The 24271-nt window shown below is 59.9% G+C and carries 22 protein-coding genes; 16 read left to right on the top strand and 6 right to left on the bottom strand.

Annotation, left to right across the window (positions count from 1 at the left end):
* Nucleotides 1-33 precede the first annotated feature (33 nt).
* From BSG19_RS15135 to BSG19_RS15120, 4 genes are read left to right on the top strand one after another with little or no spacing between them, the layout of a single operon-like run.
* On the top strand, nucleotides 34-654 hold the full coding sequence (locus BSG19_RS15135) for a PI-PLC domain-containing protein (RefSeq protein ID WP_244529266.1): 621 nt from the start codon (nucleotides 34-36) through the stop codon (nucleotides 652-654).
* Nucleotides 655-681: 27 nt separating this feature from the next.
* Nucleotides 682-1308, top strand: coding sequence for an HAD family hydrolase (locus BSG19_RS15130; RefSeq protein WP_092988839.1), 627 nt, complete (start codon nucleotides 682-684; stop codon nucleotides 1306-1308).
* Nucleotides 1308-2801: a glycosyltransferase family 2 protein gene (locus tag BSG19_RS15125; RefSeq protein WP_092988838.1), complete on the top strand. Its 1494-nt coding sequence runs from the start codon at nucleotides 1308-1310 to the stop codon at nucleotides 2799-2801. The genes BSG19_RS15130 and BSG19_RS15125 overlap by 1 nt, the downstream gene beginning before the upstream one ends.
* Nucleotides 2798-3490: a glycosyltransferase family protein gene (locus BSG19_RS15120; RefSeq protein WP_092988837.1), complete on the top strand. Its 693-nt coding sequence runs from the start codon at nucleotides 2798-2800 to the stop codon at nucleotides 3488-3490. The genes BSG19_RS15125 and BSG19_RS15120 overlap by 4 nt, the downstream gene beginning before the upstream one ends.
* 69 nt (nucleotides 3491-3559) lie before the next feature.
* Here the strand turns inward: BSG19_RS15120 and BSG19_RS15115 are convergent, their stop codons facing one another.
* Complete coding sequence (locus tag BSG19_RS15115; RefSeq protein ID WP_092988836.1) at nucleotides 3560-4495, bottom strand: AraC family transcriptional regulator; 936 nt, start codon at nucleotides 4493-4495, stop codon at nucleotides 3560-3562.
* 210 nt (nucleotides 4496-4705) lie between these two features.
* Between BSG19_RS15115 and BSG19_RS15110 the strand changes: the two genes are divergently transcribed.
* The 5 genes from BSG19_RS15110 to BSG19_RS15090 all read left to right on the top strand — a co-directional run bounded on the left by BSG19_RS15110 (nucleotide 4706) and on the right by BSG19_RS15090 (nucleotide 9759).
* Nucleotides 4706-5221, top strand: a complete 516-nt coding sequence (locus BSG19_RS15110; RefSeq protein ID WP_244529265.1) for a nuclear transport factor 2 family protein — start codon at nucleotides 4706-4708, stop codon at nucleotides 5219-5221.
* A 98-nt stretch (nucleotides 5222-5319) separates the two neighbouring features.
* Nucleotides 5320-6492: an aldo/keto reductase gene (locus BSG19_RS15105; protein WP_092989102.1), complete on the top strand. Its 1173-nt coding sequence runs from the start codon at nucleotides 5320-5322 to the stop codon at nucleotides 6490-6492.
* A gap of 293 nt (nucleotides 6493-6785) precedes the next feature.
* Nucleotides 6786-7070, top strand: a complete 285-nt coding sequence (locus BSG19_RS15100; protein WP_092988834.1) for a phosphopantetheine-binding protein — start codon at nucleotides 6786-6788, stop codon at nucleotides 7068-7070.
* A 14-nt stretch (nucleotides 7071-7084) separates the two neighbouring features.
* On the top strand, nucleotides 7085-8260 hold the full coding sequence (locus BSG19_RS15095; protein WP_244529264.1) for a beta-ketoacyl-[acyl-carrier-protein] synthase family protein: 1176 nt from the start codon (nucleotides 7085-7087) through the stop codon (nucleotides 8258-8260).
* Between the two features lie 122 nt (nucleotides 8261-8382).
* Entirely contained in the window at nucleotides 8383-9759 is a 1377-nt protein-coding gene (locus BSG19_RS15090; RefSeq protein ID WP_244529263.1) for an aspartate aminotransferase family protein, read from the top strand.
* Nucleotides 9760-9777: 18 nt separating this feature from the next.
* Here BSG19_RS15090 and BSG19_RS15085 read toward each other — a convergent pair whose 3' ends face one another.
* From BSG19_RS15085 to BSG19_RS15070, 4 genes are all read right to left on the bottom strand, one after another.
* Nucleotides 9778-12078 (bottom strand): peptidase domain-containing ABC transporter, encoded by a 2301-nt coding sequence (locus BSG19_RS15085; protein ID WP_092988832.1) that lies wholly within the window; start codon nucleotides 12076-12078, stop codon nucleotides 9778-9780.
* Nucleotides 12075-13346: an HlyD family secretion protein gene (locus tag BSG19_RS15080; RefSeq protein WP_170865988.1), complete on the bottom strand. Its 1272-nt coding sequence runs from the start codon at nucleotides 13344-13346 to the stop codon at nucleotides 12075-12077. Before BSG19_RS15080 ends, BSG19_RS15085 begins: the two co-directional genes overlap by 4 nt.
* Nucleotides 13347-13398: 52 nt before the next feature.
* Entirely contained in the window at nucleotides 13399-14472 is a 1074-nt protein-coding gene (locus BSG19_RS15075; protein WP_170865987.1) for an LpxL/LpxP family acyltransferase, read from the bottom strand.
* A gap of 97 nt (nucleotides 14473-14569) precedes the next feature.
* Nucleotides 14570-15916 carry a TolC family protein gene (locus tag BSG19_RS15070; RefSeq protein ID WP_092988829.1) on the bottom strand — a complete coding sequence of 449 codons (1347 nt, stop codon included), beginning with the start codon at nucleotides 15914-15916 and terminating at the stop codon, nucleotides 14570-14572.
* Nucleotides 15917-16252: 336 nt separating this feature from the next.
* Between BSG19_RS15070 and BSG19_RS26520 the strand changes: the two genes are divergently transcribed.
* Nucleotides 16253-16381 carry a hypothetical protein gene (locus tag BSG19_RS26520; protein ID WP_280142413.1) on the top strand — a complete coding sequence of 43 codons (129 nt, stop codon included), beginning with the start codon at nucleotides 16253-16255 and terminating at the stop codon, nucleotides 16379-16381.
* 588 nt (nucleotides 16382-16969) lie between these two features.
* Here the strand turns inward: BSG19_RS26520 and BSG19_RS15065 are convergent.
* Nucleotides 16970-18316, bottom strand: coding sequence for an adenylate/guanylate cyclase domain-containing protein (locus BSG19_RS15065; protein ID WP_092988828.1), 1347 nt, complete (start codon nucleotides 18314-18316; stop codon nucleotides 16970-16972).
* A 393-nt stretch (nucleotides 18317-18709) separates the two neighbouring features.
* Here BSG19_RS15065 and BSG19_RS15060 point away from each other — a divergent pair, with 393 nt between their 5' ends.
* From BSG19_RS15060 to BSG19_RS15035, 6 genes are all read left to right on the top strand, one after another.
* Nucleotides 18710-19273 (top strand): helix-turn-helix domain-containing protein, encoded by a 564-nt coding sequence (locus tag BSG19_RS15060; protein ID WP_092988827.1) that lies wholly within the window; start codon nucleotides 18710-18712, stop codon nucleotides 19271-19273.
* 78 nt (nucleotides 19274-19351) lie between these two features.
* Nucleotides 19352-19870: a GNAT family N-acetyltransferase gene (locus tag BSG19_RS15055; protein WP_092988826.1), complete on the top strand. Its 519-nt coding sequence runs from the start codon at nucleotides 19352-19354 to the stop codon at nucleotides 19868-19870.
* 146 nt (nucleotides 19871-20016) lie between these two features.
* A complete protein-coding gene (locus BSG19_RS15050) occupies nucleotides 20017-20529 on the top strand; it encodes a hypothetical protein (RefSeq protein WP_139274778.1) in 513 nt (170 codons plus the stop codon).
* 26 nt (nucleotides 20530-20555) lie between these two features.
* Complete coding sequence (locus tag BSG19_RS15045; RefSeq protein WP_139274777.1) at nucleotides 20556-21140, top strand: hypothetical protein; 585 nt, start codon at nucleotides 20556-20558, stop codon at nucleotides 21138-21140.
* Nucleotides 21141-21500: 360 nt separating this feature from the next.
* On the top strand, nucleotides 21501-23006 hold the full coding sequence (locus BSG19_RS15040; protein ID WP_092988823.1) for a hypothetical protein: 1506 nt from the start codon (nucleotides 21501-21503) through the stop codon (nucleotides 23004-23006).
* Between the two features lie 105 nt (nucleotides 23007-23111).
* Complete coding sequence (locus BSG19_RS15035; RefSeq protein WP_092988822.1) at nucleotides 23112-24269, top strand: ABC transporter ATP-binding protein; 1158 nt, start codon at nucleotides 23112-23114, stop codon at nucleotides 24267-24269.
* Nucleotides 24270-24271: the final 2 nt, after the last annotated feature.

Here is a 24271-nt window from a genome sequence, read left to right as displayed (position 1 = left end):
ATGAAATCCTTCATGTTATCGAAGAACGAGTCTATGAAAATTCTTGCACATCGTGGCTGGTGGCATGATCCGGCCGAGAAGAACACGGAGACGGCGTTCCGACGCGCTTTCGAGCACGGGTTCGGTGTCGAGACCGATGTTCGCGACCAGAACGGCATCCTGAAAATCGCGCACGACATGCCGGTCGGCGATGCCGTGATGCATTTTGACACGTTCCTCGACCTGCATAAGGCTTACGATCGATCCGGAACCATCGCCCTGAACATCAAGGCTGACGGTCTTCAGGCAGAGGTTCGCAAGTCTCTCGACCGTGCGCGGATAACCGATCTCTTTTGCTTCGACATGGCTGTTCCGGATGCGCTCGGTTATCTCCGCGCAGGGTTTCAGACCTACACGCGGCACTCGGAAATCGAGACGGTGCCCTCCTTCTACGACAAGGCGGACGGGGTGTGGCTCGACGCCTTCTTCGGCGACTGGATCACGCGAGACATCATCGATGACCACCTCGCTGCGGGGAAGAAGGTGGCCCTCGTCTCACCCGAACTGCACGGGCGCGATCCTGCGCAAGCGTGGGCGCTCTGGCGCGGACTGACGGGAGAGAACGTCGCCATCTGTACGGACATGCCCGACAGGGCTGCGGAATACTGGACATAGCGCCTCGTCGGCCAATGGTGGAACATCATGATCAAGGCAGTACTTTTCGATATGGACGGCGTTCTTATCGATGCCAAGGAATGGCATTACGAGACGCTGAACGACGCGCTGGCCGTTTTTGGTCTGAACATCAGCCGGACGGAACATCTCGCTGTCTATGACGGGTTGCCGACCCGCAAGAAGCTGGAAATGCTGAGCCGCACACGCGGCCTCTCGCCCAAACTGCACGATTTCCTGAACACGCTGAAGCAGCAGATGACATTCCGCGTCATTGTGGAAAAATGCCGTCCGGTCTTTCATCACGAATATGCGCTTGGCCGCCTGCGGCGTGAGGGTAAGCGGCTTGTGGTCTGCTCGAACTCCGTGAGACCGACGGTCGAAGCGATGATGCAGCAGTCCAATCTTCTGAAATACCTCGATTTTCTCCTTTCCAATCAGGATGTCTCCAAGGCCAAGCCTCACCCGGAGATCTACCTCACGGCTATGGAGCGCCTAAACCTGCAGCCGCATGAGTGCCTGATACTGGAAGATAACGAGCATGGCATCCAGGCAGCGCGCGCGTCCGGCGCGCACGTCATGGTCGTCGGCTCCGTGAATGATGTGAATTACGACCGTATCGGCAAAGAAATCGCCGCAATAGAGGCCGCCCACTGATGAGATACCTCATTCCGATTGCGTCGAAGGACGATCTCTTTCCCAAAGACGAATTCCATTTCCCCAAGCCGCTGATCGAGGTCGACGGCGTGCCGATGATCGCTCTGGTCGTCGGAAGCATCCGCAAGCGCGATCCTTCAGCCCGCTTCGTCTTCACCGTCCTGCGTCAGGATGTGGTCGAATACAGCCTCGACTCGATCCTGAAGCTCATCGCAGGTGATGACTGCGAGGTGGTCGAGCTCGGAAATCCGACCATGGGCGCCGTCTGCTCCGCGCTGATGGCCATCGACCACATCGATGACGACGATCCACTGGTCATCTGCAATGGCGACCAGATCATCGACGCCGATCTCGGCGAGGTTGCAGGGGCCTTCTTCCACTCCGATGCGGATGCAGGTGTCATCACGTTCCCGTCCGTCCATCCCCGCTGGTCCTATATCCGTGAGGACGCGGAGGGACGGGTCGTGGAAACGGCGGAAAAGCGTGTTCTCAGCCGTAAAGCGATTGCGGGATACTACTATTTCCGCAAGGGCTGCCAGTTCGTTAAGCTGGCCCAGGAATGCTTGCTGAAGTCCGATCCGATCGGCGGAAAATACTACCTCTCTCCGGTCTTGAACGAGGTCGTCCTGTCTGGCGGCAGGATCGTCCAGTACGAGATAAAGGCAGAAAGCTACGTCTCGTTTTATTCGCCCAAACGCGTCGAAATCTACCAGTCCGAAAATCAGGGAAGGATCGCCCCTCTCTCGCCGGCACAGCCGACCGTTCAGGTCGTGATCCCGATGGCGGGTCTCGGCAGCCGCTTTTCTCAAGCCGGATACGTCAAACCGAAGCCCTTCATCGACGTTGACGGCGCGACGATGATCGAGCGGGTCATGGACAATCTGCGCGTCGAGAACAGCCGCTTCGTTCTTATCGCCCGGCGTGAGCACCTCGCAGCCGAGCCGGCCGTCGTCGATGGCTTGCTGCGGCGCGGCGACCTCGTATTCTCGCCGATAGACTTCGTCACCGAGGGTGCAGCGTGCACCGTGCTGACAGCAAGAATGCATCTGGACCCGGACGGGCCGCTGATGATCGCCAACTGCGACCAGATCGTTGATTTCGACTGCAGCGCTTTCCTGAGCGATGCCGTCGTCCGGGAACTCGACGGATCCATCCTCTGCTTCCGCGATGCCGATCGCGACCCGAAGTGGTCCTTCGCACGGACGAACGACAAGGGTTATGTCGAAGAGGTCAAGGAGAAAGTTGCGATTTCGGATCTGGCGACCGTCGGCATCTACTATTTCCGGCGTGCCCGTGATTTCATAGATGCATCGATCGACATGATCGCCGCGAACGACCGCTCCAACAACGAATTCTACGTCTGCCCCGTCTATAACTATCTCCAGCGTCGCGGCAGCAGGATCGGTGTGTATGAGATCCAGGCGGCAGCCATGCACGGAATCGGTACGCCAACGGATCTCGATTCCTATCTCGGACTGTTGAAGTCCGCATGAAATGCATCGTTCCGCTCGCGGGTCCGGATCTCTGGACGCAGCAATACGGGCTGCGTCCACTCGTGAACGTCAACGGCATACCTCTGATCGAAGCGGCACTTCGCCCTCGCGCATGGGCGGCGGCGATGGAACCAAGCGATTATATCTTCGTCATCCGGGAGACGACGGGATACGCTGAACTGGCTGACTATCTTCGCAAGACCTGGCCCGGCTCCAGGAGCGTCACTCTCTCGGACGTAACCGAAGGTGCGCTCTTCTCGTGCCTTGCCGCGATGGCCCTTGTGCCATCGGACGAGACGGTGATCATCGACCTTGCAGACATCTTCTTCACCGAAGGGCCAGACGATCCTGACGCCCTGATGACAGAGAAGGACTATGGTGCGGTGGTTCCGGTCTTCGTCTCGAATAAGGCATGTTACAGCTACCTCAGAATAGAAGATGGCTTTGTCACCGGGGCGATGGAGAAAATCGTCATTTCGACCAACGCCTCAGCTGGCGTCTACATGTTCCGCAACAGCGAAGTCTTCCTCCAGGCAGCCGCCCACAGCATTGCCCATCGCGCCGAGCTTGCCCACAAGAACAAGCTTTTCATCTGTCCGATGATCAACGGCGTCATTGCAGGAGGCCTGAAGGTGGTCGCTCCTGCAGTTTCCGACTGCCAACCTGTCGGCAAGATGTTCCACCTGTAACGTCCAGAGAGGACAGAGCTTATGTCCTTCCTGTGGTTCACGTCATTTCAGCAACAAGCTTGAAGACGGCTAAGACGATGAGCCGCGCCTTGCGGAATCTACATCCCGCTTGGGTGGAGCGCCGAACATGCGGGCATATTCACGATTGAACTGCTGCACACTGTCATACCCGACCTGACCCGCCGCGCTGTTGGCATTGATGCGCTCTGTTAGCATCAGATTCCTCGCCGCATAGAGACGAAGCGTCTTCTGGTATCGAAGGGGGCTTGTTCCAGTGAGCTGGCGAAAGTGGTGATGGAACGTCGATTCGGCCATGCCGGATAGTTCTGCGAGTTTTTTGATCCGCAGTTCCTGAGCGTAATGATTCTTCAGCCACTCGAGTGCCTTGACGATACCTGCCGCCTTGTAGCCATCGCTTGCCATCCGTGAAACCCAAAGCCCCACCTCGCTCTGAAGCAGCCGGACGTAGATCTCGGACTTGATCGCCTCGACGAGGAGCGGAATATCGCCAGGACGCTGCGCCAGATCGACCAGACGTCTCAACGCAACAAGCATTTCTCTGGAAGCATGCCCGGTCGCCACGCCTCTTGCATGGGTTACGCTGTTCGCGCTTGAGAACTGCATTTGCTTGGCCAGTTCGTGCAGCCGGGCCAGGTCGATTTTCATGATCATCGAAACATAACAATTGTCTGGTGAAGCTTCGACCACATGGGCGGAGGTGGGGATATCGATCGACGTCACGAAAAAATCACCCGGACGGAAAAGCATTTCCTCCTTGTCGAACATCACCCGCTTAACGCCGCTCAGAATGATCGCGATGCACGGCTCGTAAAAGCACCTGTGCGGCTCGTCCGGCTTTGACAGCTTAAAAAACTTCAGGCCGGGCACGAGGCTGGGGTTGATCTGCTCTTGGGTGCAAAACGGAAGAATGGTGGACGCCAACACAGAGCTGCTCGTCGGCGTTGGTAGGCCGTGCAGTTCATCGGTCCGTACGAATTGGTTCATGCGCCAAGCCTCTCGCTCCACTCCTGAGAATGTGATCGCAGAATATGTTGCTCGCAAGGCAATCGACAGGATCATGCAAAAAAACGGTAGGATCGATCTAACACGGGGAATGAACGAGACCCTATGGTCAAGAGCATATCCAACAGACCGGCCGGTGAACCGGACCAGCACCCGCCTCGCAACAAACAGCACATTGTACGGAGAACCTTCTTGAAGAAATTCGCCCTCGCTATTGGCATCGTCCTTGGGTCCGCAATGACGGGCGCATCCGTGCAAGCTCAGGAAGCCGTCGTTGCGTCTTCTAACCCGGACGCCCTATTCACCAGCCCGGATCCCAAGCTTCACGCAAACAAGCAGGTCGCATACAAGATCATTCTCGAACTTCTGGAGGCCGGGCATTGGGACAAGGCCAACCAGTATCTGACGGACGAATACATTCAGCATAACCCGAATGCGCAAAGCGGACTGAAGTCGGTCGTCGCCTATTTCACGGACGTCCTGAAGGTCCAACCGAAGCCCATTCCAGACAAGATCTCTATGAAGGTTGCCGATGTCGTTGCGGAAGGTGATCTGGTCGTTGTGACCTATGCACGCACCGAGAAAGACCCGAAGGATCCCGCGAAGAGCTACAGCACGACCTGGTTCGATATGTGGCGCATCAAGGATGGCAAAGCGGCAGAGCATTGGGATTCAGCCTTGCTGAATGAGGCGCCCAATTTGCGCTGACGGCATCACGCTTCCTTATCAAACCAATTCCGAACTCTCTTGTGCTTCGCGATGCCGTCGCAGCGCAGATTTACCTCTTTCACATTCTGGAGTTTACGATGGATCGTCGCGATTTTTTGACACTGGCGGCCGGTACTGCGGTTGCGACCGCACTCGCTCCCGCACTCGTTCGGGCGCAGACATCCGCGTTCGAGGCTCAAACGGTTCAGGGAACCGTGATGCCAACGTTGGGTAAAATAACCGGAACAAGCCTGCCGTCGAATGGACCCGCTGAAAACGGCGTTCGATACCGGCCGCCTTTCCGGTTTGGAATGGGCGGCACCCAGATCGGCAATATTTTCGCGCCGATAAGTGATGCTCAGGCGCAAGCCACGCTTGACGCAGCCTGGGACGGTGGCGTTCGCCTTTTCGACACGTCCCCTTATTATGGTCACGGGCTCTCCGAGCACCGCCTGGGCACATTCCTGAGAACCAAGCCGCGTGACCAATATCTGGTCTCGACCAAAGTCGGGCGCGTGTTCCATCCCAGCCGCGATCTGCTAGCCCCCGATTTCTGGGCGGAGAAGCTCAATTTTTCTTACGAATACGCCTACACGGCAGAGGGCGCTCGCCGCTCTGTGGAAGACAGCCTGCAGCGTATGGGGCTTTCCAGCATCGACATCGTCTATATCCACGATCTGGGTCCTGACAATGTCGAGCTGCCGCAACCCTGGACACGTTCGTACGAGACTGCCCGAACCGGAGCGATGGTCGAACTCGAACGCATGCGGAACGAGGGTTTGATCAAGGCATGGGGCTTTGGCATCAATCGCCCCGAGGCCGCCGTTCTTGCTGCAACAGGAGATGGCCCGACGCCCGACATCGTCCTTCTTGCCTGCCAATACAGCATCATCGATCACGAGGAAGCGCATACGAAAACCTTCCCCGCCTTGGCTGCCAAGGGGATAACCGTCACGGTCGGCACGCCTCTCAATGACGGATTCCTCGGAGGTCGCAACCGATATCATTTCAGCGACAAGCTTCCTGCCGGCGTTGTCGAAAAGAGAGCTCAGCTTGCAGAGGTTGCAAAGCGCAATGGCATCGACATCCGAACCGCTGCCCTTCAGTTCGCAGGAGCCCCATCGATCGTGTCGGCGATCGTGCCCGGGTCTCGTGTGCCGGCACAGGTGGAAGCGAACATCCAGTCCATGAAAGTGAGCATTCCCCCGGCGTTCTGGGAGGAGTTGCGCGAACGAAAGCTGATCCTGCCCGACGCACCGGTTCCCTCGTAATGCCTTGGTCAACGTGGCGCTCCTGGTAAACCAAGGAGCGCGTCGGGGATTGCCTGTATTCTGCTTCAACGTGGTCGTCGGCAAGAGACGCCGAAGGCTTCAAAGCTAGCTGGACAGGCAGCGGAGTTCGTATCAGGGTAAGGCAGTCTGATGACAGGTGGCCTGCTGAAAGATCCATCATCGAGGCCTCGAAGTGCTTCATAACGAGCAGCAGATCGATATTTAGAGATGTCTTTAACAGTGAATTGACGGATACTCTGGTATCTCTCTGTGGCATTTCAGAGGGATATCAAATGAACACGAATACCTTCGAGACGATTAAACGCATACTCGTTGAAAAAGCAGGAAAGAATGCCGAAGATATCCGCCCGGATACTGCACTGGATGACCTGGACGTGGATTCACTCGATTTCATCGAGTTCGTGTTCTTCATCGAAGACGAGTTCAAGATCCGCATCAACGTCAATTTCAACGACGTCGCCACCCGTCTGAAAACGGTGGGGGATGTCGTGCTGGTCGTTGACGAGTGCGTAGCGACCCAGGTGCAGCCGGCTGCGCTCAAGGCTGTTGCCGTCTGATGCGGGGCGTGGCGGTGACCGGTTACGGAGTGATCTGCCCCGGCGGTGCGGATGTCGAGTCATTCTGGGAGGCCCTGTGCAACGGGCGGTCTGCAACCAGCACGCCGAGTGCGATTGCCGATAGCCGGTTCAAGGTGGCCGAAATCACCGACAACGGTTTCGTGGCGTCGCTGCCGGTCAAGGCCGCCGCACTCGACAGAAGCGCGCAGCTCGCCGTCAAGGCGGCCGGAGAAGCGCTTGCGCATGCCGGACTGACCAGGGATTCGATCGATCCGGCACGGGTCGCCGTCATCATCGGCAACGGCGGGGCAGGCCTTGGCACACTCGATGAACAATTCCTGCGCCTCTACGGAGAGAAACAACAGCGTATTCATCCCCTGACCGTCTCCAAGGCCATGTCGAGCTCCTCGGCAAGCTGGGTCTCCATCGCCTACGGCTTTCGGGGGCCGACCTTCGTCATCGCCAGCGCCTGCGCCTCCGGCACCCACGCAATCGGGATCGCAGCCGAACTCATCCGCTCGGGACTTGCCGACGTGGCTGTCGCCGGCGGTGCGGAAGCACCTCTCGGCGAAGGCACCATCCGTGCATGGGACAGCATGCGCATCCTCGCGCCGGATGTCTGCCGGCCCTTTTCCAAGGGGCGTCTGGGACTGGTGCTCGGGGAAGGTGCGGGAATGCTGGTTCTCGAGGCTGAGGACACCGCCAGAGCGCGTGTCGCGACGCCCATTGCCCGGCTCTCCGGCTTTTCCTGCTCGGCGGATGCCGTGGATATGTTCAATCCGTCGGAGAGCGGCATGGCACGGGTTATGCGCGATGCCGTGGAAAAGGCTGGCCTGTCCCTGTCCGACGTCGATTACATCAATGCCCATGGCACGGGAACGCTGGCGAACGACATGACGGAAACGCAGGCGATCAAGACCGTTTTCGGCAAAGACCGCACGCCGCCGGTCAGCAGCACGAAAAGCGTGACCGGCCATGGCCTGGGCGCGTCCGGCGGTATCGAGGCCGTGGCGACGGTGCTGGCGCTTTCGCGCGGGATGATGCCGCCGACGGCCAACTTTCTCGAACCCGATCCGGACTGCGATATCGACTGCGTGCCGAATATGGCACGCGCTGCAACGCTGAAAGCCGCCCTGTCGAATTCCTTCGCATTCGGCGGGCTGAACGCCTCGCTGCTCTTCACGGCTTGAAAAAGCATGTCGCGCAGACGTGTGCTGCAGGTTTGCGAGAACGACAGGCGAGAAAACGAAAGCTTAAAGCGCATGGAGCGAATCCGAAAGATCGCAAAACGCTTTAGCGGGAGAAGAAGACAATGCTCCAGACATCCATGAGCAAGAGCAGCGAGCTTTCCGCGCTGGATCTCAAGCACCACCTTCATCCTTTCTCGGATATGAAGGTTCTTCAGCAACACGGCGTCCGCGTGATGACGCGTGGCGAGGGCGTGCATGTCTTCGACGCGGACGGCAATGGCTATCTCGACGCTTTTTCCGGGCTCTGGTGCGTCAACGTCGGCTACGGTCGGCGCGAGATCGCCGACGCGGTCTATGCCCAGATGACGGCACTGCCCTTCTACAACAGTTTCTTTGCGACCACGACGGAGCCGACGGCGCGTCTGGCCGCCCGCATCTGCAGCCACGCCGGGCCGCATATCAACCACGTCTTCTTCACCAATTCCGGTTCCGAGGCCAATGACACGTGGCTGCGTATGGCGCGTGTCTACTGGGCGACACGCGGCCAGCCGACGAAGAAGGTGATCATCTCGAGGACGAACGCCTATCATGGCTCAACGGTTGCCGGCGCCAGTCTCGGCGGCATGGTGCACATGCACGAACAGGGCGATCTGCCGATCCCCGGCATCGTCCATATCGGGCAACCCTACTGGTATGCCGAGGGCGGCGATCTCTCGCCCGAGGCCTTCGGTCTGAAACGGGCGCGCGAACTCGAAGAGACGATCAAGGCGATCGGCGCGGAGAATGTCGCAGCTTTCGTGGCGGAACCCATCCAGGGCACCGGCGGCGTCATCATTCCACCTGCCAGCTACTGGCCGGAGATTCAGAGGATTTGCCGAGCATACGACATTCTGCTGGCCGTGGACGAAGTGATCTGTGGTTTCGGTCGGATGGGAGCCTGGTTCGGCTATCAGTATTATGGACTGGCGCCGGATTTCTGCGCCATCGCCAAGGGTCTTTCCTCCGGCTATCAACCCATCGCCGGCGTCATGGTCTCGGATCGGGTCGCGGACGTTCTGATCAACGAGGCCGGTGCATTCCAGCACGGGTTTACCTATTCCGGCCATCCGGTCGCCGCTGCCGGTGCCCTTGCCAATCTCGACATCATCGAGAGCGAACATCTGGTGGAACGGGTGCGCGACGACATCGGACCCTATTTCGCACGCGCTCTTGAAAGCCTGTCGGACCACATCATGGTCGGAGAGGCCGTGTCCACAGGCCTCCTCGGCGCGGTTCAACTGGTTCTGGAAAAGGAAACGCGCAAGCGCTTCAGCAACCCCTCCGATATCGGCATGATCGTCCGGAACTTCTGCTTCATGCGAAACCTGATCGTGCGCGCCAGCGGCGATCGGATATTGATCGCGCCGGCCTTTACGATCAGCCGTGACGAGGTCGATCAGGTGGTTTCGACGCTGAGGGTGGTGCTCGACGAGATCGCTGCGGAGCTCTCTTCTCCCTGATTGACCGGCTCTCCTTGATCAGCCGACGGGCGGTTGCTGGCGCTTCGCCATCATGCGCCTGACGCGCTCCTGAACGGTTTCGTTCGGGTCGTTCCGCCGTCCAGGCTCGGATATCGCGGATGGAGGATGCACGGCGCGCGACGTGTCCAGCGTCTGCGACACCGACGCACCAGTCCGCGCCACCGTCCGGGACGGGAGAACCTTCATCTCCCGGATATCGACGGGCACGAGCATGCCGTCGATCATCCGGTAGGCTTTATCGACGAAATCCAGCAATCGATCGCTATGCGTTACGAAGATCTTGCCGCCGGGAATCTTGCAGAGGGTTTCGAGCATGGCATATTCCGTCCGTACATCGAGGTTTGCGGTGATCTCGTCGAACAGCATAAGGCGCGGCTGACGGCAGATGACCCGCGCGGCCAGCACGCGGCGGCGCTGCCCGGTCGACAGCAGGGAATTGTTGTTCGACACGATGGTCGCCACCCCTTGCGGGAGTGCCTCGATCTCGCGGTCGAGGCCGACCAGATGCAGAGCGTGCAAGATCCTGTCGACCGGAACGTCCGGATCGAACAGACTGACGTTTTCAGCCACCGTTGCGGAAAAGAGCCCGTCATCGGCAAACACGGCACCAATATTGTTGCGGTACTCCATGACGCCGAACCGCGAAAGCGGCTGACCGTCGATCAGCACCGCGCCAGCAGTCGGCGAGGCGATGCTCGCGATCACCTTGAGCAGCGACGATTTGCCGGAACCGGACTCTCCGATGATCGCGATATGCTCGCCCTTCTCGACGTCGATGCTGAAACTGGCGCTGACGACCACAGGTCGGTCTTCCTGCCCGAACGAGATCGCGACGTCCTTGACCTCCACGGTCCGGCGGATCGCCTTGCGGATGACCGCGGAGCGTGCGGACGTTTCGGGTACGTTCTGAATGACGTCCTCGAGACGTCGCAGATGGGAAGAGATGACGGTGAGGTGCATCAGGTTCGTCGTCAGCGAATCCGCCATCTGGAAGAAACTGCCGCGCAGGGCGAAAAAGGCATAGAGCATGCCGATCGTCATTTTGTTCTGAAGGACAGCGCCGACACCGGCATAGAGCGTGGCGACGGTGCCGAAGATGACGACGGTGTGGACGACGCATTGCGTATCGATTTGCAGTCGCCTCGATACGAAATCCCGGCCGGCGAACCGTGCCAGCTTCTCGAACCAGCGTTGTTCGAACCGTGCCGAAACATTGTGCGCCTTGAGGATCGGCATGCGGTCGAGTCCGTCGAGCAGTGTGCTGACCTCATCCGCCTTCGCCGTCAGGGACTCCGTGGTCGCCTCGCGCGTCCGCCGCATATAAAGCGTGCGGGCGCCGACGGCCACCGCCAGCGTCGCGAGCACCATAAAGGTCATATCGACCGAGTAGTAGAACATAAGGCAGACGGAAATGACCGAAACGGCCGCATCAGCCAGCGAGCGGATGAGACCGTCTGAGGCGAACGCCTTCACCTGATCGACCGAGCCCAGCCGCGTAACGAAATCGCCGGCATGACGCGATTCGAAGTAGCGCAGCGGCAGGCGCAGGCCATGGCTGACGACCGAACGGGAGAACTGGAGCTGCATACTGATGGAACTGCGCAGGATCACCATGTCGCGCAGCCAGTTTCCACCGGTTTCGAACAGGAGGAGAACACAGAGTCCGACCGTGAGAATGCCCAGCAGATCGACATCGGCCTGCGGCAGCACGAAATCGAGAGACACCTGCAGCAGAATGGGCGTTGCCAGCGTCAGGATTCCGATCGCGACGGACACCGCGAAAATCTTCCAGAAGATCTGCTTGTATCCCGTCATCGACCGGACGATGCTCCAGAGGGAGACACCGCCATCCTTCGAAACCACCTTGTCCAGCTCGGTCTTCATCTGGAACTCGAGCGCGACCCCGGAGAAATAGCGGCTGAAGTCCTCGCGGTTGAAGACGCGCCGCCCTACGGCTGGATCCTGAACGACGTACTTCCCTCGCTTTATCTTTTCCAGCACGACGTAGTGGCGCCCGTCCCAGTGCAGGATGGCCGGCAGTTTCAAGCCTTGCATGTCGTCAATATTCTGGATCGACAGCCCCCGCGCCTCCAGGCCAAAGGCGGAGGCGAGATGGTAGAGTTCGGCAAGCGACATGCCGCCGCGGTGGATCTCGAAGATCGAGCGCATATAGGGCAGATCGACGGAATGGCCGTAGGCATTCGCGACCATTGCCAGGCAGGCCAGGCCGCACTCCTGCTGCTCGCTTTGCAGAAGCGTGCGAACCTGCGGCTTGTCGGAAAAGAACGGCAGGCTCATGTCCGGCCTCTCATGGCGAGAATCGGGTCGAGCACCCAGTCGATCAGCCGCCGACGCTCGACGATCACGTCGGCCGAGAGCGTCGAGCCGATGAGGATCGGGCGGTCGACGCCATAAGCCGAGATCGTCTTGTCCTCCGGCTCCACCTCGACCAGAAACTTCGACTGCGGCGGCGCGCTCTGGGCGCTCTGGGCCAGAGCCGGGTTGACCATCGCCATGCTCTGCTCATCCTCTTTCGGCAGGGTGACGGGCTGCGCACTGATCGCGATCACGCGCCCGTATTTCACGCCGAAGGTCTTGTAGGGAAACGCATCGTATTTCAGCACGACCCGCTGGCCGATGGTGAGAAGCCCCATGCTCTTCGATGGCGCCTGAAGGCCGATGATGAAAGGGGCATCGGGATCGCCGATCGCCGCCACCGTATCGCCGACGGCGACCTCCGCACCTTCCCGAACGTTGATGGCCGCCACCTTGCCATCGGTCACCGCGACGATATCCGTCGAGATGGCCGATTTCGCGCGCTCGATCTTCGCGGTCAACTCCGAGATCAGCCGGCCCATATCGGCAAGCTGATTGGCGCTGTAGTTGTTGTTCTGCTGGACAGCCCGCAGTCTCTCAAGACTGGTGCCCGAAAGCTGCGCCAGTTGCAGACGCGCCGCCGCAAGCTGCTGGGCATAATCCTGCCAGGCCCGCTCCTGCGCGGTCACGCTGTCGCGCGTCGTGTAGCCGACCTTGAGATACCGTTGCATTCTCTGGACGATGTCCCTCTGGGCGGCAACAGATCTTTCCAGTTCGCGTTCCTGACTGCGAAGGTTGTTCGTCAGCGCTTCGACGTTGGCGTCGAAGGACTGCATGTCCTGCGTGTCGCGCGCCATCAACGTCTTTATACTGGCGATCTGCTGCTCCGTATTTGCCTTCTGGTCGATCAGCGCCTGCAAGTCTGTCTCCGACAACGGGCTTGCTCCGGAGGCTGTCTGCTGGGGAATGACGGTCAGCAATTTCTGGCCCGTCGTCACGGCCTGACCCTGTTCGATCCAGACCTTCTTGACGGTTCCTCCGATGGGCACGGTGATGCGCTGGCCACCCTTCGTGCCGAGCACCAGCCCACGCATGGTCTCCTGCTTCGAGAACGTGCCGAACCACATGGCCGCCACGATGAACACGGCCAGAGCGCCAAAGAACACGATCATCAGGTTGCCGGCGGTATCCCGCCGCAGCTCTATCGTCGACGAGAGAGAGTGCAGACCGGTGACCTCGAACCGGTCCATGATCCCGTTCGTTCTCGCAGGCCTTCGCTTTGGCAGCCGCCGTAAAATACCGTCAAGCAGAGGCATCGCCGACCGTCCTCTCCATTCCGCTATCCGCGAGCATGCCGCTACCCCGTCGGGTTCCCGACGGGAAAAACTCGAGAATGCGCGTCCACATATGCCATTGGGCCGGATCGAGAGAGACGAAGGCCTCGATGTCCCGGCCGATGTGCGCAGCAAGAGCGCTGCGATCCTCCTTCGAGTTTCGCCACACTTCGAAAGGTTGTCCGAAGGCGATCCGGTCGCCTCTAAGGTCCGAGATCACAGCCATCGGCAGAACCACAGCCTTGAGCATACGCGCCATCGCATCCAGCCCAAGCGCGATGCTGGCAGGATGACCGAAAAGGGTCGTTTCCGCAGGGCTTCCGTATGTCTCGGGCAGGTCGATCATGGAGACGACGATCGCGCCTTTCCGTGCGAACCGGATCGCATCCATGAAGTCGTCCTCGTTTCGCGTATTGAGGATGTACACTTCGCTCGCAACTTCGCGCAGGCGCTCCATAGCCACGTTGTTATCCTCGTGGTCGTCGCGCGCCCTCAGAACGAGCAGGCGACGGTTCGGGAAGAACTTGAAGATGACGAAGCTGATGCCGAGCGGAAAAATGCCCATGTGAACAGGCGCGAGAATGATGTTTTCGCCAGACGCCGCAAGTCTCTCGGCAATGCCCGGATCTGCGACCTGCATCAGCCGGGAGTCGGCGATCAGGCCCCGCTTGCTCCGGCGTCCACTGGCAAGCCATTCCGTAACCTGCAGCCAGTCGTGAAAATCGTGTTCCAGTGCGATGCGACGCGCATCTGCCGCGCCTTGGCGGAGATATGTCTGCAACAGGGGCTCCAGCCCGAACCCCGCCTTCCGGCCCGAAAGCAGGGACAGGCGCCAGCCGATGCGAAGCAGGCGCCGCCGCATCCTGAGGGGTAGTCCCGCGATCATCGACAGAAGACGCAGGCCGGACTGCCCCGTCGCCAAGGTCCGTCGCGCGTCGTCCGGTGTCGCACGCGTCTCCCCGCGACCGACCCCGCGGCGCGGGAAAAGGCGAAGCGGGACCGGCGCCTTCCGGGAAAGGTTCTGATCGACAGAGTGGGTCACGTGCGTGGCTCTGCCCCCGGCATAGAAGGTGCGGCCATAAGGCACGCATTCGGGTGTCCGGCAGCTGCTGCCGGGCACGAAACTGTGCATACAATTCTCAAAACTGCCTCCCGTTCAGACCGACATCGTTTTCATTCAGGTCGCCGATGGTCGCCAGCAGGCGGAACGCCGCGACATCTCGGGCATAACGAACCTCGGCGTCGTTCACGGACGCAGACAGCAGGGACTCCTGCGCATCCAGCAGTTCGGTAATCGTGCGTTCCCCGGTGCCGATCTCGATGCGAACGGCATCCGCCCCGGCTTTTGCCAGAGAAATCTGCTTCTTCAGCGTTGAGAGCTGGGCTGAGAGCGCGTGGAAGAGCTGGTGCTGCCGGCGGGCCTCCGTGGCAAGCGACAGGCTCGCGTCCTGCCGGTCGTAACGCCGTTGGAGGGCCTCCGCACGGGCAAGGTCCCGCGCCGGCTCTATTGTGGGGTCGAAGATCGGCATGGAGGCCCGAACGAGTACTGCCGTCGTGTCGACCCGATTGACCTGGGGCGACGGATCGAAGGTTCGCGCATATCGTCCGACGAGATTGACAGTCGGCATGTACTTGCCGGCGGCGGCACGCGCCCTGTACTCGGCCTCCTGCTCGCTATGAAGCGCCATCTTGAGTTGGGGAGATTGCGTGAGGGCAAGGTCGGCAGCTTCCTTCGCCGTCGCCGGCAGACGTTTCCCCGGGATCTCCAGACGCGGATTGGCCACCAGCGGAACGCCGGTAAACTTGACATAATCCAGCTCGCTGATCTTGACGGCATTGGCTGCCTGTAGACGGGTCGCGAGCGCATTCTGGAGATCCGCGCCGGCGATCTCGACCTGCGACACCGTCATGCTGCCCTCGTTCAGCATCGTCCGGGAGATATCCAGCGCCTGCCGACGACGACGGACAGCATCCTCATATGCCTTGAGAAGAGCGCGGTCCCGGACGATGCCGAGAATGCGTTCGGCGCGTTCCAGGAACAGTTTCTGGCGCGTGTCGAGCGAAGCCTGGACCGCATATGACAAGCCTTCCTCAGCCGCGGCCCTGTTGTTGATGTTTTGAAAGCCGTCAAAAAGTTTCCAGGAAACCTCTACGCCCATCAGCGACGGGTCCTTCTTGGAATAGGAACCCGGAGACGCTGCCGTGATATCGGGAGAATACCGGATATTTCCATCGACGACCCAGTCGCCGCCGACATTGACCTTGGGCAGGAACTCGGCGGTGGCGAGGCGCAGTTTGGCTTCTGCGATGGTTTGCAGGACGGTGTCCTGCGAGAGGCGCAGTTCATAAGCCGAAAACGGTGAAAGCCCGTCTTCCGCGCGTGCCGTAGACGAAAAGGAAACGATCAGGAACATCGCACACAGGATCTGCAAGCGGATGACAGCAGACAGCGTCCAGCGCTTCAACGCGGTAAAATGCGCCAACATGGTTCGATACCTGCCTTAAAGGCCCTTCGAGGTCGTCTCTAGGCCATATCATTAAGCATGCAGGTTAATAATCTCTGTCTTATTAAGGTGAAGCTTGAGGAGCAATGGCCCGAGGCGCGGGGGGACAGGCCCTGTTTGAAAGAGCGAATGCCAACGAAACCAACGTTTTCATGATTCAGTCTGTAGTAATAAGATTAAAATGCGACCTGTTCATTATTAATAGAGCAGGAGATGGTTAACTAAAATAAAGAATTGCGATGCAACTTGTATCGTATATAACGAATATGTCAGAAACGAAGAAGCTGACACAGTAAATCTTGTATCTAGGAGATCATCATGCAGGAAGTTAAGCTCGAAGACCTGAAGATGCGTGGCGGCGGCGTTGGTAACTGCGGTTACGACAAGGGCAACAACAGCCAGCCCGCTTGCGAGCCGGCAAAGTCGAAAAGCGGCAAGTGCTGCTAAGTTCTATTGCGTAACGCAATAATATGAAAAATACCGGTCGGAGCTTTCTCTTTCAGAAGGCCCCGACTTTCTCTATACCGACATCGACGATATGGATTTTCTGCTCGCCGGTCATTTTCAGAATGAAATACTTGATTTACAACAACGATATTGTTCGGTCGTCATATGCTCATATCGCGTCGATAGCCTTAATAAAAAATAAGTCATGGAGAACAAGGCGACGGTCGGGCGACTGATAGGCTCCTACGCACGCTCCTTGTCTCCGCTAAAGCCTTGCTGCGGAAATTCGAAACAGATTACAAAGTCCACTTGATCAAAACGGTTCCTCTCGACAAGTATATGCCAAGCATGACGGCAGGACGTTATTGGTTCAGACATTCGGAAGCGTGCCTTCAAGCCAGAGACAGCGCCAGATAACATTTCCCGCTTGCGGGCCCGGATCGCCTTGAGGTTGCGGGCTGCGATCATCGACACTGCGGAAGGGCGCATGTTGCAGGAGGCGGAGGTCGGCGGCTGGTCGATTACCCGCCCGACACATTTTCCCATTGACTTGGACGCTGCTGCCGGGGCGGTTAACGCTTGGAACCGTCACATCAGATGCGCGCGCACCGGATGATCCCGGCCGCGGATATCGACGGTCAGTGTCCGGGTGAAGCTACGGCCGTGCGGAGCGCCGCCCGCCGCCTGAAGGCAGGCGTCGGATACCACGAGGCGGCCCTCCAGATCCCGCGTGGCACGCTCCAATCGGCTGGCGACGTTGACGACATCCCCGATGACGGTGAATTCGCGTCGCTCCGGCGTCCCGACATTCCCGACGATCACTTCGCCGAAATGCAGGCCGATCGCGACCCGGATGGGCTCGGCGCCGCGCAACTTCCGCTTCGCGTTCCAGGCCGCATAGGTATCCAGAAGATCGAAGGCACAGGAAAGCGCGCGTTTGGCGGCATCGGTCTGCGGTTCGACGCCGCCGAAGGTCGCCATGAAACCATCACCCAGAAACTTGTCGAGCGTGGCGCCGCAGGGAAAGAGTACGGCGCACCCGCGCTCCTGAAAGCTGCGCAGAAGTGCCAGCGCCTGCTCGGGCGTGCGCTTTTCCGCCATGCGCGTAAACCCCACGATATCCACGAACATCACCGCGACCTCACGCTTCGACGGCGTGCCGAAGCTTGGCACATCGTCTCCCATGGCGTATGCGACATCGGGCGAGACGTAGCGCGCCAGAGATTGGCGCACGGCATTGTCCTTGATCTGGGCGATCAGCGTGTTGCGGCTGCGCAGAACGGCGATGGCGAGGAACAGCGTGAAGAGACCGGTGGTGACCACCTGGACCCACATCTGTGTAAGGCCGACGAAGTAGGGACTGAGAAACCGCTCCAGTGCCTGCATCTCCGTCAGCTGGCCGACCTCGCCGAACCGGACCGTATCCACCCGGTCGTAGATGCTGTTGATGCCGAAGGACCAGACCGCGATGATGATGCCGCCGGTCCATACGACGAGGATCGGCGAATAGGTCAGAGCAGCTTCCGCAAGGAGAAGAAGCACATAGAGAAACTCCGGACCCCGCGTGCGCGTCTGAATCGGCCAGTCCGAGGCAAAGCCGCCGAAGGGCGGGAGAAGGATCGTCGCAGTGATCAGCGCAACGTCCAGGATGGTGCAGGCGAGCTTGATCGTCCACGCGGCCCGGTGCCGCCGCATTGCATAGGGAATGTAGCTCAACGCGAGGAAGACGAAACTGACCGAGAGGTAGTAAACATTTCGCGGCCAGGCGGTGCTGACCAGCAGCCACAAGGCGATGACCGCAACGGCGCAAAGCCGCACGCGGAAGGCCGTGGCCAGCCCCGCCAGTTCCGCATCGTGCAAGCGCTGCGACTGCTCGTCGGACGTCGATCGCCCTGGCATCGCGGCAGACAGTTGCAGCTGAAGCCATTCTAGCATCCGGCGAGGTGCTCCCCTGCAGCCATCATATGTGCCGCCATCCAACGATGTTGCTATATCAATCCGGCGAAAATTGACATCCGCAGATGTTTTAATAAATTACCGGTGACGATTTCGCCAAAAAACAGAATGAATGATGCACCTTTGCGCATCTCCATCTTTGCTCGTCTTCGTCTCCCATGCGACCACCCCGTTCTTATAGGATATGATCGCGGAACGGCTGGCGGAGCCATTTGAAACGAGCGCATCCGCCGATATCGTCGGCGATCCCGTCTTCCGACGCCTGCGGCTGGACATAATCCTGGTATCCTACTGCCCGGCTTCGAAAGGGCCAAGCTTGGAAGCCGGTTCACATCGCTTGAATGTCAAATCCGCGTCTAATATCGTAGCACGATGAGCATAGATAATATGGACAAGCGGATTGGAGCGCGTATTCGAACCGAGCGCGAATGTCGGGGTTGGTCCCTGAGCGACCTCGCAGCCAAGGCGTCAGTTTCTCGCGCCATGGTCTATAAGATCGAGCGAGCTGAGAGCAGCCCCACTGCAAACATGCTCGGCAAGCTCTCTGGCGCTTTCGGCTTGAGCATGTCCACGCTGATAGCGCGAGCGGAGATACAGCACGGTCGACTCCTCAGGAAGGCTGAGCAGCACGTCTGGGCCGATCCTGAAACGGGATATCTCCGACGCCATGTTTCACCGCGCTCGGACATGCCGCTGGATCTCATCAACGTCACTCTTCCCGCTGGTAAGGAGGTGCCCATGCCAGCCTCAGCCTATGCGTTCCTCCGCCAGCTCGTATGGGTCCTGTCTGGAGAGCTCGTGTTCGTAGAAGGCCAAATACAGCACGAAATGAAGGAAGGAGATTGCCTAGAACTCGGTCCACCAACCGATTGCGTGTTCAAGAACGCAAGCGAGCGGGAGTGCGTTTATGCAGTGACGGCATTGACCGTGAGCTAACTTCGGCGGACGTCGTTGCGCCAGCGTTTGTAATATAGTAGACGGTTAATCTACCATATTAACCAATTGGAGGCGACCATGGACATCCGTGACGTCATCGAGGCAGATATTCCCGGCATCACCGACATCTACAACCATGCAGTCGCGAACACGACAGCAATCTGGAACGATGCTGAAGTCGATACAGCCAACAGACGCAGCTGGCTGGCCGATCGAGCCAGGCTCGGCTATCCAGTTCTGGTGGCTATCGGCGAGGAGGGACAGGTCGTCGGCTACGCGTCCTTCGGCGACTGGCGAGCTTTCGATGGCTACAGACATACCGTCGAACATTCTGTCTATGTGAAAGTGGACCAGCGCGGCAAAGGCACGGGAGGGAAACTCATGGAGGCCCTCGTCGAGCGCGCGCGTGCGATCGGTAAGCACGTTATGGTCGCCGGGATTGAAGCTGAAAACCTCGCCTCCATAAGCCTGCATGAAAAGCTGGGCTTCGAGCATGTCGGGCATCTCAAGCAGGTTGGCACGAAATTCGGCAAATGGCTTGACCTCGTGTTCATGCAGCTGACGCTCAATCCCGGCAGCTCCCCTGAGCAGCGGTGAGGAACATGCTTTCCGCTGTATTCGAGACGATCTCAGCATCGGACTCATCGAAGTTGGCTTGATGCCGCTAATCTGCCGTTCACTTTTTCCCCTTCATTGCCTAAGCCTCGTGTATCGGTAGACGCCGCAGGGAGCCGCCGCGCCACATGTCGTATAGCACCATGTTCCCGCATCTTGCAGCGGCAGCCCTCTTTCTTCTTGCTCCGCCACCTGCCTTCGCAGAGGAGCCAGCCTTGCCGCCAGGTGCCGAGACTGCGGGTAACGCGCTGCCCAGTGCAATCATGCTGCGTGCGGCACCCCTGATGCAGGCGGGCAAGGGCGACGAGGCGACGTTCTGGTTCTATGCCGGACAACTTCGCTGGCGCTCACGCCTGAACGCCAGCCCAGCTCAGGACCCGACCGGCGAACCCGCTCTGTTTTCGTCGCTGTTCGAGACACTCGGGCCGCCCGTCAATGGCTGGGCCTTCGGCGACATCCCCAAGCTCCAGCGGACGATCGACGCCGTGCTCCTTTGGGACGTCCGTTATCCCGATCCTTCGCTGGATCCGACCGTACACGAGCGGATGCGGGCAGGACTGACGGCCCTTCGCGAGCAGATCGGCCGAGAAGCGGACATGATCAGAGCCGAGCGCGCCTCAAAGGGTCTGGAGAACCGATGATGCTGCGCTTGCGGTGCTGCAAATACATGGACCGTTTGTCCCGCCTGCTGCTCGCATCCACGATGCTGCTTGTCATCTCCGGATCCGCATCGGCGCAGGATGGGCCTGTCGCAGATCCGTTGCGCAGCGGTCTGGAAGGCGCACTGCGCGGCTGCGAGATTTGGGTCCTCGATCCGTCAAGCTGGCTGAACGATCCGGCGCGCTTCCTCGCGGCCATCGATCTTGGCGGCGCGGTGTTCGAGACCGAGAGCCTGCCCGAGCCGCTCCTGCCACCCGAGCCATTCCGGCGCGGCAACCGCTACTGGCGGATCAATGCCGGACCCAACGAGGGTTACGCGCTGGTGGTCTCGCGCGATATTCCGATGTGCCACATCACGGGCGGCGGCGGGGTCGATTTCCAGCCGGCGGCCGAAGCGGTGGCCGCCTCACCGGACGTCTCCGATCGCTGGGAGCGCATCGGCGAGGAGCGCCAAGGCGGTATGGTCTCGACCTTCTTCCGACTGCGCAAGGAGCCAAAGCTGGCACTGGTCCTCAGCCGTGCCGATGAGCCGGGTTCACGTCGCGACCGCCCCCAGGTGATCGTCACCGTGACCTACGACCTTGGTCGCTGAGATCATGTGTTTCGGCGAGGCACTTGACCCCGCTACGAGCGCCGCTGGCTGACCCAGCGGGACAGGGAAGATCAAAATACATCAGCATTTTACTCCTAGCGTTTGGGATCACCCCTCCGCGCCGAAAGGGGGCAAGCTTGGAAGCTGTTTCACAGTTGCGGGCGGTTTCACGGGACATTCGGCGCTGTTCTCCCGCCATATGGCGGCGCTGCGGCCGACGGCAGATCGTGGCATTGAAGGGTCCCCTTGCTGTTGGCCTTTATGGAGGGACCATACGTCTGGCCACACCTTTGTAGCTCGGATGTCATGATCGACGCGTAACCTGCGGGGAACTCACACCCACTGATGAGGCCGCTCCTAATGGTAACACGACGTCTTTCCAATGTTGCACTGCTGTGCATTCCAGCGGCCCTCGCGCAGCTCCTGGCGTTTTCGCTACCAGCCGTTGCGTCTCCCTTGACGACAGGCGCGGTAAACACCGGGACATCGCCATCCGTCAACCGTTGCATTGCCAACGTCGCCGACGCCGTCAATACCTTGCGGGATCATGGCGACCCCATGGGGTTCAGCGTCGTCGGAGACCCCGTCGGGAACGCTGCCTCCTCCTATCACTGGCAAGGGCTGCAGCGTCTGTCGGGCAATGGCGAGAACTATCTCGTCATCTCCCGATCCGACAATGGCCGGGGAACCGTCCCCTTTTCGCTGGTGCGCATGACGGAGCCGCGCGCAGCGGCCGAGCGGTGGCGCTCGAACCGGCTTTCCACCAGTTCCTATCCCGCAACCGCACCAAGGAATGCGCAAATGCTCGGCGATCAGCCGATGCCGGCCTATCTCTCGGCCTATGCTCATTCGGGCGGCCTGCAAACGAGCGGCAATATCCTTGCCGTCGCGCTTGATGGGTCGCTGAGCGGCGGTCCGGGTCAGGTCCTGTTCTATGATATGACGGACCTCGCCAATGTGACCCTTCTTCCCCTGCATATCACCACCCAGACGGCGGAAGCCGGCTCGGTGTCGCTGACGCAGCTCGGCGATGGCAGCTTCCTCGCGGCGACGGCCCGCAATGCGGCCAATACGCTCGAATTTTACCGTTCGACCTCCGGCGATCTCACGCAGTCGGGAGCGACATTCTCCCTGGTCGGCACCTGGAACGAAAGCGCTTTGCAGACGACCATCGGCGACAGCGAGTTCGGAGATTACCAGTCGCTGCACTTCATCACCCAGTGCGACGGCAGTCTCTTTCTCGCCGGCACGCACATGAACACCTCCGTCGTCGTCGGCATTGGAGAAGATTGGCTCGACCTCTTCCGCGTCACCGACACGAATGGCCAGATCGGGCTGACCAAGGTTGCCAAGAGGCATCTCTATTGCGGCTACCCTTCTCCGAACTACGGGACGGCCGCGACGACGCAGTGCAACATGGATGCTGCCGCCGGCGTCTTTGTCGATGCCACGGGCCAACTGCTCGTCTACGCCTCCGAGCACGACAATAGCGGGCCTGGCAACAGCGTGAAGATGATGGAGTTTCGCTCGATCTTCCCGGTGTCGCAGCAGAAATGCCTGACGGACATCAATGACGCCTGGGTCGAGCTGTACGACGATTCCGACTTCAGCGATCGCGGGCTGATGATCGATTATGCCGACTACGCGCTCCGCGCCTACAACAACCTGAAGAATGTCGAGGGCTTCGGCGACAAGACGTCAGCCGTGCGCTGGTGCATTCCTGCCGGCTGGCGCGTCAGGCTCTATGACGATGACGGCTTCCGCGATCGCTACAAGGAATTCACCGGAACCGGTGAGCAAAACCTGAATGCTGCCGGCTTCAACGATAAAACGTCCTCCGTTCGGTTCGTCTACGTCGGAAACTGAACGACGCTGTGCATCCGGGGCAAGGCTGCCCTGGATGCACGATAAGCGTCATCAAAGTGTTATGGAACGACCCTATCGTGCACAGCTGTGCAGGGAACCAGAACAGTGCCGCAACCATTTCTACAGATCGATACCATCAGCGTCAGCTATGGAAAGAACCGTGTTCTCGACGGCATCGATCTGGATATCGCCAAGGGCGAGTTCATCGCTCTTCTCGGTTCCTCCGGCTGCGGCAAGACCACGCTCTTGCGCACGATCGCCGGCTTTGCCATGCCCGTGTCCGGCGCAATCCGCATCGGCTCGCGCAATGTGACGACGCTGCCACCCGACAAGCGGGGCATGGCATTGGTTTTCCAGTCATATGCGCTCTGGCCCCATATGACGGTGGCGCAGAATATCGGCTACGGTCTGAAGCTGCGCCGCGTCCCGGCCCGTGATATTGCCATCACCGTCGCGGAGACGGAACGCCTGCTCGGACTGACGGGCCTGTCGCACCGCAAGCCTGCCGAGCTTTCCGGCGGGCAGCGTCAGCGCGTAGCGCTCGGTCGCGCACTGGCCATCAACCCGGAAATCCTGCTTCTCGACGAGCCGATGTCGAACCTGGATGCGCGGATCCGCCTTCAGGTGCGCCACGAGATCCGCGCTCTGCAGCAGAAGCTCGGCATCACCACGGTGCATGTCACGCACGACCGGGAGGAGGCGATGGTCATGGCGGACCGTATTGTCATCCTCAATGCGGGACGTATCGCGCAGGAGGGTCGGCCCGAAACCGTCTACAATCACCCGCAGACGGGTTTCGTCGCCGCCTTCATGGGGGCGGAGAATCGGCTGATCCTTTCCGGCGGCGAGGACGGTGACGTGATTGCGATCGCCGCAGGTGCGTCGAATGCCGCCTGCCGCGTGCCGCGGCTTGGGCGCGTCCTGTCGGGGGGGCAGATCGAGGCGCGCTTCCGGGCCGAGGCCGCAACGATCGCGGAAATGTCTCCCGGCGGGGCTCATCAAGGCGAGGGTCTCGTGCTCTCCGGCGATGTCGTCGATGTCAGCTATCCCGGCGGGCTTTGGCGCCACACCGTGCGCATCGGGACCGAGATGATCCAGGTCGACGCACCGCGCGCGGTCCCGCCCGGCACCGCCGTCCGCATCACCATTGCGCCCGACCATCTCTTTCTGTTCGACGCCCCGGCCGGATCGCCTCCGCCCGCGCAACCTCATCCCGTGCCGGTGCCCGACGAGGCCCGCGTGCTGGAAGCATCACCTTTTTAACC

It is taken from the genome of Rhizobium sp. NFR03, assembly GCF_900111275.1.
GTDB lineage: Bacteria > Pseudomonadota > Alphaproteobacteria > Rhizobiales > Rhizobiaceae > Ferranicluibacter.
Note: the sequence above shows the minus strand (reverse complement) of the source record. Positions and strands in the feature narration are given on the sequence as shown.